The organism is Micromonospora reichwaldensis (genome assembly GCF_031845925.1).
Lineage (GTDB): Bacteria > Actinomycetota > Actinomycetes > Mycobacteriales > Micromonosporaceae > Micromonospora > Micromonospora reichwaldensis.
Genome location: NZ_JAVRFL010000021.1, coordinates 35,742 through 49,355 on the forward strand (window position 1 = coordinate 35,742; position 13,614 = coordinate 49,355).

The window sequence follows — 13,614 nt, forward strand, 5'->3', positions numbered from 1 at the left end:
ACTTGTCTCTGTCTCCGGGGCTGCCTAGCGTCGCATCATGCCTGCTTCCTGGACCTTCGCCGTGGCCCGTGACGACCTGAGCCGGACCACCCTCGCCGAAGACGTGACGCCCACCCTGGCCGACGGCGAGGCACTGCTGCGGGTGGACCGCGTCGGCCTGACCGCCAACAACGTGACCTACGCGGTGCTCGGCGACTCCATGCGGTACTGGAAGTTCTTCCCGCCCGGCCCCCGCGGGCTCGGCCCGCAGTGGGGACTCCCGCCACTGTGGGGCTTCGCCGAGGTGGTCGCGTCGACGGTCGACGGGGTCACCGCCGGGCAGCGGGTCTACGGCTACCTCCCGCCGGCGGGTCACCTCCTGCTGCGGCCGGACCGGGTGGACGCGTCCGGATTCCGCGACGCGAGCGGACACCGGGCCGACCTGCCCTCCCCGTACAACGTGTACCGGTCGACCACCGGCGACCCGGCGTACCGGGAAGACCAGGAGGACCTGCTGGTCCTCTTCCGGCCGCTGTTCTTCACCTCCTTCATGCTGGCCGACCAGGTCGTCGACAACGACTTCCACGGGGCGGCGACCCTGGTGCTGTCGTCGGCGTCCAGCAAGACCGCGTACGCCGCCGCGTTCGAGCTGCACGGCCGGGGCCCACGCCTGGTCGGGCTCACCTCCCCCGGCAACCTCGCGTTCACCCGGTCCCTCGGCTGCTACGACGACGTCCTCACCTACGACGACATCGCCGCCCTCGACGCCGTACCGACCGTCTATCTCGACCTGTCGGGGGCGCCCGCCATCCGCGCGGCCCTGCGGCGGCACCTCGGCGACCGGCTCGTACGGGACGTCGCGGTCGGGCTCACCACCCAGATCCCGAACGCCGACGCCGCCGACGAGGTGTTCTTCGCCCCGGTGCAGATGCGCAAGCGCCGCCGGGACTGGGGGCGCGACGGGCTCGACCAGCGGTTCGCCGACGCCTGGCGACGGTTCACGGGAGTCGTGGGCGGGTGGCTCGACGTCCGGGTCGACACCGGCCCCGACGCCCTGGAACGCGCCTGGCTGGAGGTGCTCGCCGGCCGGACGCCGCCCCGCGTGGGGCAGATCGTCCGACTGTGAGCGGGCCCCGCACGCAGCCCTCCGGTACGGGCCGGCGATCGTGAGCGGCTAGGAGCCGAGGTAGCGCAGGATCGCGAGGACCCGGCGGCTGTAGCCGGTCACGTGGGAGAGGTCGAGCTTGTCGAAGATGGTGTTGATGTGTTTCTCGACCGCGCTCTGCGACACGTGCAGGCGTTCGGCGATGGCGGCGTTGGTGTGCCCCTGAGCCATGTGGTGCAGCACGTCGCGTTCCCGCGGGGTGAGGCGGTTGAGCGGGTCGCTGTGGCTCGTGGCGGACATGAGCTGCCGGACGACCTCGGGGTCGAGCGCCGTGGCACCGGCGGCGACGCGGTCGAGTGCGTCGAGGAAGTCCTCGACCTGGGCGACGCGGTCCTTCAGGACGTAGCCGACGCCTTCGGACCGGTCGGCGAGGAGCTTCGCGGCGTAGCGCTTCTCGACGTACTGGGACAGGACGAGCACGGCGACGTGGGGCCACCGGCGGCGGATCTCCAGCGCGGCCCGCAGTCCGTCGTCGGTGTTGGTGGGCGGCATGCGGACGTCGGTGACGACGACGTCGGGACGGTGCTCTTCGACGGCGGTGACGAGCTGGTCGGCGTCCGCGGCGGCGGCCAGCACCTGGTGTCCCTCGTCGGCGAGGAGGCGGACCAGCCCCTCGCGGAGCAGGGTGGAGTCTTCGGCGAGGACTACGCGCACGGTAGCTCCGCTCGGATCGTCGTGGGGCCACCGGGTGGGCTGTGCACGTCGAACCGGCCGTCGAGCGCGGCCACCCGGCGGGCGAGGCCCTGCAGGCCGCTGCCGTGCGGGTCGGCGCCGCCGATGCCGTCGTCGCGCAGGCGCATCTCGATCGTCGTCCCCCGCGCCTCGATGTCGATGGCGACCAGGGTAGCCCGGGCGTGTTTGGTGGCGTTGGTGATCGCTTCGCAGGCGACGAAGTACAGCACGGTCTCGATCGGTCGGGCGGGCCGGACGGGCACGTCGTAGCTGATCCTGACGGGGGTCGCCGATCGTTGCGCCACCATGCTCAGCACCTCGTCCAGGGTGGTGTGGTCGAGTGCGGCGGGGTAGACCCGCCAGGCCACGTCCCGCAGCTCGTCGATGGCGCGTTGGGCGTCCTCGTGCGCCTGGGCGAGAAGTGCACGCGCCTTGTCGGGGTCGCGGCTGCGGCGCGCCCGCCCGAGCAGCATGCCGAGTGCGACGAGGTGTTGTTGCAGCCCGTCGTGCAGGTCGCGTTCGATGCGCTGGCGCTCGGCGTCGACCGCGGCGATCACGCCGGCCCGGCTGACCGCCAGCTCGCTGATCCGCCGCTGCAACGCCTGGCGCGTGTGGGATTCGAGCAGGCTGCGGGCCAGCCAGCGGTCCAGTGTGGCCACGCTGGCCATCGCCTGGAGGTTCACGACCAGCAGGGCGGTCCCGATGAGCCCCTGCGACAGGAGACCGGCCAGGCTCATGGTGCCCGCCACGAAGGACCGCACCACGATGGCGGCGAGCACGACGCCGACCACCAGCAGGCCGACGGTGAGCGCGCCGAGCGCCGCCGGCAGGAGCCGGGTGGCGAGGTAGCCGAGGACCCGCGGTCCGCCCGCCCGGACCGGTGGCGGGGCCGGTTCCAGGGCGATGTCGGCCAGGCGGCGCCGCTCCCACCCGGCGACGCGTCGGGCGTACGAGACGGTGGTGGCGCCGACGTGGCGGCGCGCCGCCGGCGCCGGCGAGACCGCGACCACGGCGAGCCCGGCGAGGAGCAGGAACAGCAACTCGGCCCCGGCGGTCAGGACGCCGACCGCCACGCCCGCCGCCGGCCGGCCCCTGCGGGCCACGGCGCCGATCCACGACCACCGATCGTGCGTCGCGCGCGCTGGCACCGGGGCCTCCCTTCGTAGCTCGTGTCGTCCCGGATCGGTGGCGGGCGGTCGCGTGTCCGACCGCCCGCCACCGACCCGGCTACCGGTCACCGGCGACCATGATGACCTGCGTGTCGGCGTCGCTGTCGCGCGGTGTGGCATCGGTCCTGCGGCGGCCGGTGGGGAATCTCGGGGCCCACCAGTTCGCCTCGCCGAGCAGCCGCATGAGTGACGGCAGGACGACCGCGCGGATGATGGTGGCGTCGATCAGGATCGCGGCGGCGAGCCCCACGCCGAGTTGTTTGAACTCGACGATCGACAGGGTCGCGAAGATGCAGAAGACGGCGACCATGATGATCGCGGCACTGCTGACCGTGGACGCCGACGAGACGATGCCCTGCTCGATCGCCTGCCGGGTCGGCACGCCGCGCTGGACCGCCTCGCGGATGCGGCTCACGACGAACACGTGGTAGTCCATCGACAGCCCGAAGAGGATGACGAACAGCATCAGCGGCAGCCAGGACACGACCGCGCCGTTGGAGGTGAACCCGAGCAGGCCCTCCGCCCAGGTGCGCTGGAAGACCAGCACCAGCAGCCCGTACGACGCAGCCACGGAGATCGTGTTGAGCAGGATCGAGGTCAAGGCCACCACCATCGACCGGAACGTGACGAGCATGACGAGGAACGTCATGCCGAACACGAACGCGACGACCGGCGGCAGCGCCGCGGCCATGCGGTCGCGGAAGTCGGCGTCGCTGGCCGTACGGCCGGCCACCGCCCACTCGGTGTCCGGGACGGTGCCGACGGTCTGCGGCAGCAGTACGTCGCGCAGCCGCCGCAGCGACAGCGTCGCCTCGCTGCTGTCGCTGGCGCCCGCCACCCGGACGGTGGCCAGGAAGACCGTGCCGTCGGCGGACCTGCGCACCGTCAGAGGGCGGCCCTGGGCGAACCGGCCGTCCCCCTCGATCCGCGTGGCGAGATCGGCGATCTCCCGCTCGACAGCCGGCGCGCCCGCGGCGTCGGTGCGGATCGCGACGACGTGGCTGGTACCCAGGTCGTTACCGGGGAAGCACGCTGATCAGCTCCGCCTTGACGAAGTCCGCCGCCAACGTCTCGGTCAGCGCCTTCGACAGGGACGCCGACCCCACCTGTTCCACCCGCAGGTCGGGATGCCGCTGCTGCGCCTGCCCGGTGGCCTCCAGCAGTGGTCCGACCCGCGCGTCGGCGTCCTTCGCCACACCGGTCATCTCGACCTCGATCAGCACTGCGTCGCGGCTCGGGGAGGTGACCGCGTCGCCGACCCGCGCCACCTCGGGCACCGCGCGCAGCCGCGTCGACAGGTCGGCGGCCACCGCCTCGGCACGTGGGAGATCGAGACCGCCGGTCCGCGCCGTGATCAGCACGCTCTCCACCGCCGGGGCGTCGGGGAACGCGCCGGCCTGTTCGATGCGGTCCGCGCGGGCCAACTCCCCGTGCAGGCTGTCCTGCGTGGTGGCCTTCACCGTGCCGACCAGGCTGCCACCCACCACGCTGGCCAGCACGAAACACAGCCAGGCGGTGATCGCGAGCCACGGATGGTTGGCGCTCCACCGGCCAACCCGCGTGGTGAGGGGAACGCGGACGGCGTGCCGTCGGCGGCGACCCGCCGGTGCGGGGTCTCCGACGCCCGTCATCGGCCGTCCGCCGACCGGCGCGGGGTTGCGTACACCGTGCCACGTACGGCTCCGGCCGGGTGACCGGAGTGGACGTACGGCTCGACGGGTGCGCCCGGCCCGAACCTGTCCGGTTCCACCTCGTTCCCCGTCGCCGGTCGCGGGCGGCGCGCCCTGACCAGCCGGGAGACGACGAAGTACCCGACGGCGAGCGCGCAGGCCGCGATGACGGCCTTCTGGAACGTCCCGGCGTACGCCTCGACGGAGTGCCAGTTCTCCCCGAGCAGGTAGCCGGCCGTCACGAACAGGGTGTTCCAGATGAGGCTGCCCAGCGTGGTGTAGAGCAGGAACGTGGCGAGCGGCATCCGCTCCACACCGGCCGGGATGGAGATGAGGCTGCGGAAGATCGGGATCATGCGCCCGAGGAAGACGGTCTTCACCCCGTGCCGGGCGAACCACGCCTCCGTCCGGTCGATGTCGCTCACCTTGACCAACGGCAGCCGCGCCGCGATCGCGCGGACCCGGTCGCGCCCGAGCGCGGCGCCGACGTGGTACAACACCACCGCGCCCACCACCGAACCGATCGTGCTCCAGAGGATCGCGGCGAACAGGTTCATCCTGCCCTGCGCGGCGGTGAACCCCGCCATCGGCAGGATCACCTCGCTCGGGATCGGCGGGAACAGGTTCTCCAACGCGACCGCCAGGCCGACACCGGGGGCGCCGAGCCCCTCCGTCAGATCGGTCACCAACCCGGTCAGGCCGCCCTGCGACGGATCGGACTCCTCGGCCAACCGGCCGGCGTGCATCGACACCTGCGACAAACGGATCATGCCGATGACGCTATGAACTCGCCACGGCCCGGACCATGAGGTCGACCGCCGGCCTCAGCGGGCCGACCGCAACCGCCGGGGTGCGGAAGACCGCACCCCCACCGCCGGCCGGAACAGGCCCGTCGCCGCCGACGAGGTGTTCTTCGCCCCGGTGCGGACGCGCAAGCGACCGGCTGCTGGCGGACGAGCCACTCACCGCCCTCGTGCGCGGCGAATCCACTACCATCGTTACTTTGGTCGAACCGCGAGACGACACGACACGCCGAAGGCGAGTGGCTTTCGTGCCACCGGGCCGTGACACCATGTCTCTGTCGTCCGCCGCCTCGGCGCGGCTGGTCAAGGATCCGGTGGAGTCGTGATGGCTGGGCTGACAGGGCAGCGATGCCGGGCACCACGCCACCGGTTCCGTGTCCTCCGTGCACGACGGGGCCCTGCCAGCTCATCGGCCGGCCAGGCGTGGGCGGCCGAGGCGTCGTCCACCGGGGCAGAGACGGACACGGCTGCCGGCTAGCGGCCGACCCGGCAGGCCATCGCCGAGGCCACCACCGCACCCCTGGAGGGACCAGATGGTTTCAGGTCGACCGACTGCCCGACCGTGGCTGCCGTACGCCGCGGCCATCGTGGCCGGATCCGCGGTCATCGCGGCGGCCTACCTGATCGCCCGGCCGGCGTCGGACGCCGTATGCACGCCGCTGGAGGTCAGCTCGTCGATCGAGAAGGACGTGCTGCTCGGCGAGCTGGCGGAACGCTACAACAAGAGCGATCGGCGAACCGGCGGCCGGTGCGCCGTGGTGACCGTGCACGGCCTCGCCTCCGGTGCGTCGACGGACGCACTGGCCGGGGACTGGGCGGTCAAGCAGCCCGACCTGCCACGGCCGCAGGTGTGGTTGCCGACGTCGAGCCTGTGGACCGGGCAGTTGAAGTTGCTGGACGAGGCCGCCGGACGCCCGGCGCAGACCCCCGGCCGGTACCCGTCGATCGCGAACAGCCCGCTGGTGATCGCGATGCCGCAGCCGAAGGGGAAGCACCTCCAGCAACAGGGTCCACTCGGCTGGGGTGAGGTCCTGGGCTCGTCCGGGCGCACGGGCTGGGCCGCCTTCGGTCGCCCCGAGTGGGGACGGTTCAGCTTCGGCAAGGTCAACCCGAACCTGTCCACCTCCGGGCTGGCGGCCACGATCGCGAGCTACTACGCAGCCATCAACCGGGCCAGCGACCTGACCGAGAGCGACGTCGCGAATCCGGCCGTGACCCAGTTCGTCCGCCGCATCGAGGCCAACGTGTCCCACTACAGCGACGACATCGTGGACCTGTTGAAGGACCGCGCCGAGGCGGACCTGTCCAGCGCCGGCACGGCGGCACCGACGGACATGAGCGCCGTGGTGACCCAGGAAGAACTGGTCTACCAGTACAACGAAGGGAAGCTGAGCCCGAGTCCGGGCGAGAAGCCGAGGGTCCCACTGATCGCGATGTATCCGAAGGAGGGCACGTTCAACCTCGACCACCCGTACGTGGTGCTTCCCTCGGCCAGCCCGGAGCAACGCGACGCCGCCGCCGACTTCCTGAAGTTCCTCCAGGAGCCGCCGCAGCAGCAGAGCTTCAGCCGGCACGGGTTCCGCGACCACGAGCGGAACGCGGCCGGCCCGCTGATCGCCGCCGTCGGCGGGCGGGGGGCCGAGAACCTGACCTACTTCGACCCGCCGGATCCCACCGTGGTCAAGGCGATCCTCACCGGCTGGGGCACGCTCCGGAAGAAGGCCAACATCCTCGTGGCCGTCGACACGTCCGGGTCGATGAACGCGAAGATCGGTGACCGGACCAGGTTCCAGGTGGCGACCAGGGCCGCCACCAAGGGCTTCGGCCTCCTGAACTCCGAGGACAAGGTCGCACTCTGGTCGTTCTCGTCCGAGACCCCGCAGCGGCCGAAGTCGCCGTACAGCGAGGAGGTCCGGCTGTCCCCCTTCGACCAGAAGTCACTCACCAGAGAGATCAACAATCTCCACGTCGAGGGCGGCACCGCGCTGTACGCCACCGTACGGGCGGCACACCGGCACATGCTCGATCACTACGACCAGTCCCGGATCAACGCGGTGGTCGTGCTGACCGACGGCACGAACGAGTACACCAAGGACAACAACCTCGCCCGGCTGCTGAAGGATGTCGCGTTGGATCCGGAACGACCGATCAAGATCTTCTGCATCGCCTTCGACGAGAAGTCCGATTTCGGGACGCTGGACCGGATCGCCAAGGCGTCCGCGGGCAAGGCGTTCGACGCCCGCGACCCGGCGAAGATCGACGACGCGTTCGTCAAGCTCGTCAGCAGCTTCTAGCGCCGGGCCAGCACCGGCACGTCCACGCCGGCGTCGGCGTAGCGGCGGACCTGCTCGCGGCAGTGCTCCGGCGAGCCGTGCAGCACCAACGCGTCGACCACGTCGTCGGGCACCGCCGCGCCCGCGCCGCGCCGGTCCCCGGCGGCCCAGGCCCGCCACATCGGCCCGAGCACCTCCTCCCTGCCCAGCCAGCGGTGGAACTCGGCGTACGCGGCGACGGTAAGGTAGCTGGTGATGAGCCGGCGGCCCAGAGCGCGGGCGTGCACGGCGTCCTCGGTCGGGCAGACGAAGATCCGCGCGGGTGCCGCCGCGCCTGCGCCGGTCGTTCAGGAACGATAGAAGATCGTGCTGTACCTTCCACAGATGTTGGCGCTCAGGGAATTGTCGGTGCACTCGTTGATCTCGACCCGCGTGACATTCGAGGCAAAGTTGTAGGTCCTGGAGACCGTCGAGTTCATGCCGTTGTCGTTGGCGAGTTCCTCGTAACGCGTTCCGCCGTCCCGGTAGTAGGCCATGAGCCGCGCCTTCGCGTTGCGGTCGTTCGCGACGGTGTCCTTGACCTTCACCTCGACGTACAGTCGGCCGTTGTCGCCCCACCGCCAACTACCGTGCACCCAGGCGCCGGAGACATCCGCGCTCGTGTTGCTCATCGACCATTCGGTGGCCGCCTGGGCCGGGGCCGGAGAAATCACGACCGTACCGAACAGAGCGGAAATTCCCAAGAGGGCGGCGACGGCGGAACGACGCTTCTTCAATTCGTACTCCCTTTAGTGTTTGGCTTGCACCTGAGACGTTAATTTGCACGGCGTCCGTCCACATCGTCCCGCTGATTGATCCCCTACCACGACCGCTGCGGTATCCGGATCGGCTGCCTACCGCAGCGGTTGTACGGCGCCACCCGCGGGACACCGGCCCTCATCGCCACCGCTCGACCTCGCACCGACCACTTAGGATCTACCGGTGCCACACCGCGAGCGGCTCCGGCAACGACTGCACGACGTGCCCGCGACGGTCGTCGACGCGGCGGTCGCCACCGGCATCGTGGCGGTCACCGCCTGGATGGGGCGCGACTACCAACTGCCCGGCTTCCGCGAGTTCGACGGCACGGCCCTGGTCCTGACCTGCCTGGCCAACATCCCGCTCGCGGCACGCCGCCGCGCCCCGGTGACCGTCCTGCTGACCTGCTGCACCGTGGTGGCGTGGTTTCTCACCCTCGGCTACGTGCCCAGCCTGAACCTGTTCGGGCCGCTGCTCGCGATGTACACCGTGGCCGCGACGCGTCCCACCCGCACCGCCCTGCCGGGGGCCGCGGCCACGGCCGGGGTGACCTTCTACAGCGGCATGGTGGTCGAGGTCTACACGCTGTGGACGGCGCTCGCCCAGGCGCTGGTGGCGACCCTGGTGGCCTGGCTGTTCGGGGCCGGGGCCCGACGGCTGGCCGACCGCAACCGGCGACTGCTCGCCCTAGCGGAGGAACTGCGCCGGGAGCGGGAGGCCCGGGCCCGCAGCGCGGTCATGGCGGAACGGATACGTATCGCCCGCGAGCTGCACGACGTGGTCGCCCACCACATGTCGGTGATCTCGGTGCAGGCCGGCCTGGCCCGGTACGTCCTCGCCACCGATCCGGCGACGGTGGGCGCGGCGCTGGACACCATCGCCGACAGCAGCCACGAAGCGCTGGAGGAGATGCGCCGGATGCTCGCCCTGCTCCGGGTGTCCGACGCCGATCCGCGAGGCGAGGGCGACGGCCGCGACCCCGCACCGGGGCTGGGTCGGCTCGACGAACTCGTCGAGCGGATCAGGGCCGCCGGCGTCCAGGTCGCGGTGATGGTCGTGGGTTCGCCCCGCCCACTGCCACCGGGGACGGACCTCTGCGCGTACCGGGTGGCGCAGGAGTCGTTGACGAACGTCCTGAAGCACGCGCGCGGGGCCCGGGCGAACGTCACGCTCGACTACGGCCAGCCGGAGCGGCTGACCATCCGGGTCGCCGACGACGGCCCCGGCGCTCCTGACGGGCCGGCGCACGGCCACGGTCTCGCCGGCATGCGCGAGCGGGCACGGCTGTACGGCGGAAGCCTGCACGCCGGCACCGCCCCGGGCGGCGGCTTCACCGTCACCCTCAGCCTGCCCGTCGCCCCCTCTCACCTGGCCGGACCAGACCGGACTCGTACGCCAGGACCACCGCCTGCGCCCGGCTGGCCAGGTCGAGCTTGGCCATGGTCCGGTTCAGATGGGTCTTGACGGTCGCCTCCGCGATCACCAGGCGCCCGGCGATCTCCGAGTTGTCGAGGCCCGTGCCGACCAGCCGCAGCACCTCCCGCTCCCGTCCGGTGAGGACGTCGAGCGCCGGCAGCGCACCGGGCCGCGGCGCGGCGGAGGCGGCAAACGACTCGACGAGTCGGTGGACCACGCGGGGTGTGAAGAGCATGTCCCCGCGCGCCACGGTGGCGACGGCGGCCAGCAGCCGCTCCGGGGGCGTGTCCTTGAGCAGGAAACCGCTGGCCCCGGCACGCAGCGCGTCGTAGACGTACTCGTCGGTGTGGAACGTGGTCAGCACGAGGACGCGGGGCGGGTCGTCGCCGGCCGCGGCGATGATCTCACGGGTGGCCGCGATCCCGCCGACGCCAGGCATACGGAGGTCCATCAGGACCACGTGGGGCCGGGTGGCGGCGGCCACGGCCACGGCCTCGGCGCCGTCGGCGGCCTCGCCCACCACCCGCATCCCCGGGGCGGCCCGAAGCAGGGCGGCCAGACCGGCGCGAATCAGCACCTGGTCGTCGACGACGAGAACCCCCACCGACCTACTGCTGCGGGACATGAGCCTCCTGGTCCTTGCGGTTCGACGCCAACAGCGGTTGGGTTCGACGCCAACAGCGGGCGGGTTTGGTCCGAATCGCGGGCGGACGCGGCCCGAGCCCACGCCCACGCGCGCCACGAGCTTCGGTCTCACGCGCCGCCGGGAACCGGCCCGGTCGGACCTCCGCCGTCGCCGGTCGACCTCCGCCCGACGACAGCGGCTACGCCCTCAGGCGGCGGACGAGTTTGCGCAGGCCGGACTGCCAGCCGTCCGGGTCCTCGGCCTTGCGGCGGGCGTAGTCGGCGACCTCGGGGTGCGGCAGGATCAGGAAGCGCTCCTCGGCGAGGCCGGCGACCGCCGCGTCGGCGACCTGGTCGGCGGTGAGCACCGCGCCGGAGGCGGCCACGACCCGCGCGCCCAGGTGACCGGCGGCCAGCCCGTCGGCGAGCATGGGCGTGTCCACGCCCTGCGGACACAGCGCGCTGATCCGGACGCCCTGGTCCCGGTAGGTGACGGAGAGCCACTCGGCGAAGCCGACTGCGGCGTGCTTGGTGGTGGCGTACGGGGCGTCGCCGATCGAGGTCAGCACGCCCGCCGCCGAGCAGGTGTGCAGCAGGTAGCCGCTGCCCCGGGCGAGCATCGCCGGCAGCACCGCGCGGGCCGCGTAGACGTGGGAGAGCACGTTGACCCGCCAGGCGCGGTCCCAGCCGGCGTCGTCGACCTCCATCCCGCCGCCGGAGGTGACGCCCGCGTTGGCGCAGAACAGGTCGATGCGCCCGTACCGCTGCTCGGTGTCGGCGACCAGCGCGCGGACCTGCTCCTCGTCGGTGACGTCCAGCCCGACGGCGTGGGCGACCGGGCCGAGGCCGTCGGCCACCGCGCGGGCCGCGTCGGCGTCGAGGTCGGCCACCACCACGGCGGCGGCGCCCTCGGCGGCGAAGCGGCGGGCCAGGGCGGCGCCGATCCCGCCGGCCCCGCCGGTGATGATCACTACCCGGTCGGTCAGGTTCACCGCGACCCACCCCCACCCAGGCGCGTGATCAGGTCACCCAGCGCCGCCGCGCCACCCGCGGCGAGCTCCGGGGTGGGCAGCAGGGCCAGCACCGGCACGTCCACGCCGGCGTCGGCGTAGCGGCGGACCTGCTCGCGGCAGTGCTCCGGCGAGCCGTGCAGCACCAACGCGTCGACCACGTCGTCGGGCACCGCCGCGCCCGCGCCGCGCCGGTCCCCGGCGGCCCAGGCCCGCCACATCGGCCCGAGCACCTCCTCCCTGCCCAGCCAGCGGTGGAACTCGGCGTACGCGGCGACGGTAAGGTAGCTGGTGATGAGCCGGCGGCCCAGAGCGCGGGCGTGCACGGCGTCCTCGGTCGGGCAGACGAAGATCCGCGCGACCACCTCGAAGCCGGGGCGCCGCTCGCCGACCTCGGCGAGAGCCCGGGGCACGTCGGTGGCGGCGAGCCAGTTGAGGATGACGCCGTCGGCCTCGGCGCCGGCCAGCCGCAGCATCCCCGGGCGCAGCGCGGCGAGCAGCACCGGCGGCGGCACGGCCGGCTTGCGGTCCAGGGTGAAGCGGCGCACGGCGAAGGTGTCGTACTCCTCGTCGACGGTCTCCCCGGCCAGCGCCGCGCGCAGGAACCGCAGCACGTCGCGGGTGCGCCGGAACGGCTCCTCGAACGGCACGGCGTTCCAGTTGCCCACGACGACCGGCGAGGACGCGCCGATGCCGAGCGCGAACCGGCCCGGGGCGGCGTCGGCCAGCGCCGCCGCGCTCATCGCCAGCAGGCCCGGGCCCCGGGTGAAGACCGGCGTGATCGCGGTGCCCAGGCGCAGCCGGGGCTGCCAGGCGGCGGCGAGTGCCAGCGGGGTGAACGCGTCCGCCCCGTTGACCTCCGAGGACCACACGTCGGTGAAGCCGGCCCGGTCGAGGGCCGCGTAGATCGCGGCGTGCTCGGCGAGCGGGATGCCGTCCAGCGGCACGGTCATGCCCCATCGCGTCGTCATCGGTCGATGGTGCCCGCTCGCCGGGCCGCAGAGCAAGATCCTGTGACTTTCCCGGATACCGCGAGCCCGGCACCCCCGGGTGGTGCGACTGCCTGATGGGCCCCACCGCTCTAGTCATCGACGCTCAGCGATCGACACCCGGTGACGCGGGATAGTCTCCATGCGTGACCTTCTCGCTCGTCGCCCGCTCCGCCGACGGCCGCCACCACGGCGTCGTCGTGGCCAGCCGGTTCCTGGCCGCCGGCGCGCTGGTGCCGGCCGCCGAGGCCGAGGTCGGCGCGCTCGCCACCCAGGCGCACGTCAACCTCGCCTACCGCCCGCAGGGGCTGACGCTGCTGCGCACCGGGGTGGCCGCGGCCGACGTGGTGGCCGGGCTGGTCGCCGCCGACCCGGACCGGGACCACCGCCAGCTCGGCGTGGTCGCCGCCACCGGCGTGGGCGCGACCTGGACCGGGCCGAGCTGCCACCCCTGGGCCGGCGGCCAGGCCGGCGACGGCTGGGCGGCGCAGGGCAACATCCTGGTCGGCCCGCAGGTGATCGACGCGGTCCGGGACGCCTGGCTGGGCGGGGCCGCTCTGCCGTTCCCCGACCGGCTGCTGGCCGCGTTGCACGCCGGGGACCAGGCCGGCGGCGACCGGCGCGGCCGGCAGAGCGCCGGGCTGCTGGTGGTCGAGCGTGGCGGCGGGTACGACGGCACCGGCGACGTGCTTGTCGACCTGCGGGTCGACGACCACCCCGATCCGGTGACCGAGCTGGGCCGGCTGCTCGCGGTGCACACCCTGCTCTTCGGCCGGCCCGACCCGGCCACCCTGCTCGACCTGACGGGCGCGGTCGCCGCCGAGGTCGGCGCGCTGCTGGGCGCGCTCGGTCACCCGGTCGACCCGGCGCGACCGGAGGAGGCGCTCTTCTCCTGGGCCGGCCTGGAGAACCTGGAGGAGCGCCTGGTGCCCGGCCGGATCGACCCGGTCGTGCTGGACCACCTGCGCAGGGCCGCCCCGCACGTGCCCGCCCCGCGCCCGGAGGCGGACCCGCTCGGCGCCGACGCCTGACCCGCCTGCGGGGCC

At 72.8% G+C, this 13,614-nt stretch carries 12 protein-coding genes and 2 pseudogenes; 4 read left to right on the forward strand and 10 right to left on the reverse strand.

The window, feature by feature from the left end; genetic code table 11:
- The first annotated feature begins 37 nt into the window (after positions 1 to 37).
- The gene (locus RM555_RS18465; RefSeq protein WP_311412925.1) at positions 38 to 1,105 is read left to right on the forward strand and encodes a DUF2855 family protein; all 1,068 of its coding nucleotides are present in this window, start codon (positions 38 to 40) and stop codon (positions 1,103 to 1,105) included.
- A gap of 48 nt (positions 1,106 to 1,153) precedes the next feature.
- Here the strand turns inward: RM555_RS18465 and RM555_RS18470 are convergent, their stop codons facing one another.
- The 5 genes from RM555_RS18470 to RM555_RS18490 all read right to left on the reverse strand — a co-directional run bounded on the left by RM555_RS18470 (position 1,154) and on the right by RM555_RS18490 (position 5,425).
- Positions 1,154 to 1,798 carry a response regulator transcription factor gene (locus RM555_RS18470; RefSeq protein ID WP_311412926.1) on the reverse strand — a complete coding sequence of 215 codons (645 nt, stop codon included), beginning with the start codon at positions 1,796 to 1,798 and terminating at the stop codon, positions 1,154 to 1,156.
- Positions 1,789 to 2,964 (reverse strand): sensor histidine kinase, encoded by a 1,176-nt coding sequence (locus RM555_RS18475; RefSeq protein ID WP_311412927.1) that lies wholly within the window; start codon positions 2,962 to 2,964, stop codon positions 1,789 to 1,791. The genes RM555_RS18470 and RM555_RS18475 overlap by 10 nt, the downstream gene beginning before the upstream one ends.
- Before the next feature lie 79 nt (positions 2,965 to 3,043).
- Positions 3,044 to 3,997, reverse strand: coding sequence for an MMPL family transporter (locus tag RM555_RS18480; RefSeq protein WP_311412992.1), 954 nt, complete (start codon positions 3,995 to 3,997; stop codon positions 3,044 to 3,046).
- 4 nt (positions 3,998 to 4,001) lie between these two features.
- A complete protein-coding gene (locus RM555_RS18485) occupies positions 4,002 to 4,616 on the reverse strand; it encodes an MMPL family transporter (protein WP_311412928.1) in 615 nt (204 codons plus the stop codon).
- Positions 4,613 to 5,425, reverse strand: coding sequence for a DedA family protein (locus RM555_RS18490; RefSeq protein WP_311412929.1), 813 nt, complete (start codon positions 5,423 to 5,425; stop codon positions 4,613 to 4,615). The genes RM555_RS18485 and RM555_RS18490 overlap by 4 nt, the downstream gene beginning before the upstream one ends.
- A 566-nt stretch (positions 5,426 to 5,991) precedes the next feature.
- Between RM555_RS18490 and RM555_RS18495 the strand changes: the two genes are divergently transcribed.
- On the forward strand, positions 5,992 to 7,752 hold the full coding sequence (locus RM555_RS18495) for a substrate-binding and vWA domain-containing protein (RefSeq protein ID WP_311412930.1): 1,761 nt from the start codon (positions 5,992 to 5,994) through the stop codon (positions 7,750 to 7,752).
- Positions 7,753 to 7,757: 5 nt separating this feature from the next.
- Here the strand turns inward: RM555_RS18495 and RM555_RS18500 are convergent.
- Together RM555_RS18500 and RM555_RS18505 are read right to left on the reverse strand one after the other, a co-directional pair.
- A pseudogene (locus RM555_RS18500) lies at positions 7,758 to 8,066 on the reverse strand (LLM class flavin-dependent oxidoreductase); the annotation flags it as partial.
- Between the two features lie 12 nt (positions 8,067 to 8,078).
- Positions 8,079 to 8,507, reverse strand: coding sequence for a hypothetical protein (locus RM555_RS18505; protein WP_311412931.1), 429 nt, complete (start codon positions 8,505 to 8,507; stop codon positions 8,079 to 8,081).
- Positions 8,508 to 8,751: 244 nt separating this feature from the next.
- On the opposite strand from RM555_RS18505, the pseudogene RM555_RS31170 reads away from it, so the two are divergent.
- Positions 8,752 to 9,828, forward strand: a pseudogene (locus RM555_RS31170) (sensor histidine kinase); the annotation flags it as partial.
- A 43-nt stretch (positions 9,829 to 9,871) separates the two neighbouring features.
- On the opposite strand, the gene RM555_RS18515 reads toward RM555_RS31170, so the two are convergent.
- The 3 genes from RM555_RS18515 to RM555_RS18525 form a co-directional block, all read right to left on the reverse strand.
- Positions 9,872 to 10,570: a response regulator transcription factor gene (locus RM555_RS18515; protein WP_311412932.1), complete on the reverse strand. Its 699-nt coding sequence runs from the start codon at positions 10,568 to 10,570 to the stop codon at positions 9,872 to 9,874.
- 199 nt (positions 10,571 to 10,769) lie between these two features.
- The gene (locus RM555_RS18520; RefSeq protein ID WP_311412933.1) at positions 10,770 to 11,561 is read right to left on the reverse strand and encodes an SDR family oxidoreductase; all 792 of its coding nucleotides are present in this window, start codon (positions 11,559 to 11,561) and stop codon (positions 10,770 to 10,772) included.
- Positions 11,558 to 12,532, reverse strand: coding sequence for an LLM class F420-dependent oxidoreductase (locus RM555_RS18525; protein ID WP_311412993.1), 975 nt, complete (start codon positions 12,530 to 12,532; stop codon positions 11,558 to 11,560). The genes RM555_RS18520 and RM555_RS18525 overlap by 4 nt, the downstream gene beginning before the upstream one ends.
- A 182-nt stretch (positions 12,533 to 12,714) precedes the next feature.
- Here RM555_RS18525 and RM555_RS18530 point away from each other — a divergent pair, with 182 nt between their 5' ends.
- On the forward strand, positions 12,715 to 13,599 hold the full coding sequence (locus RM555_RS18530; protein WP_311412934.1) for a DUF1028 domain-containing protein: 885 nt from the start codon (positions 12,715 to 12,717) through the stop codon (positions 13,597 to 13,599).
- The last annotated feature ends 15 nt before the right edge of the window (positions 13,600 to 13,614 follow it).

Excerpts from the sequence above, each read along its gene's own strand:
- RM555_RS18465 (WP_311412925.1), top strand. The coding sequence starts at position 38 with ATGCCTGCTTCCTGGACCTTCGCCGTGGCCCGTGACGACCTGAGCCGG.
- RM555_RS18485 (WP_311412928.1), bottom strand. The coding sequence starts at position 4,616 with ATGACGGGCGTCGGAGACCCCGCACCGGCGGGTCGCCGCCGACGGCAC.
- RM555_RS18490 (WP_311412929.1), bottom strand. The coding sequence starts at position 5,425 with ATGATCCGTTTGTCGCAGGTGTCGATGCACGCCGGCCGGTTGGCCGAG.
- RM555_RS18495 (WP_311412930.1), top strand. The coding sequence starts at position 5,992 with ATGGTTTCAGGTCGACCGACTGCCCGACCGTGGCTGCCGTACGCCGCG.
- RM555_RS18515 (WP_311412932.1), bottom strand. The coding sequence starts at position 10,570 with ATGTCCCGCAGCAGTAGGTCGGTGGGGGTTCTCGTCGTCGACGACCAG.
- RM555_RS18525 (WP_311412993.1), bottom strand. The coding sequence starts at position 12,532 with ATGACCGTGCCGCTGGACGGCATCCCGCTCGCCGAGCACGCCGCGATC.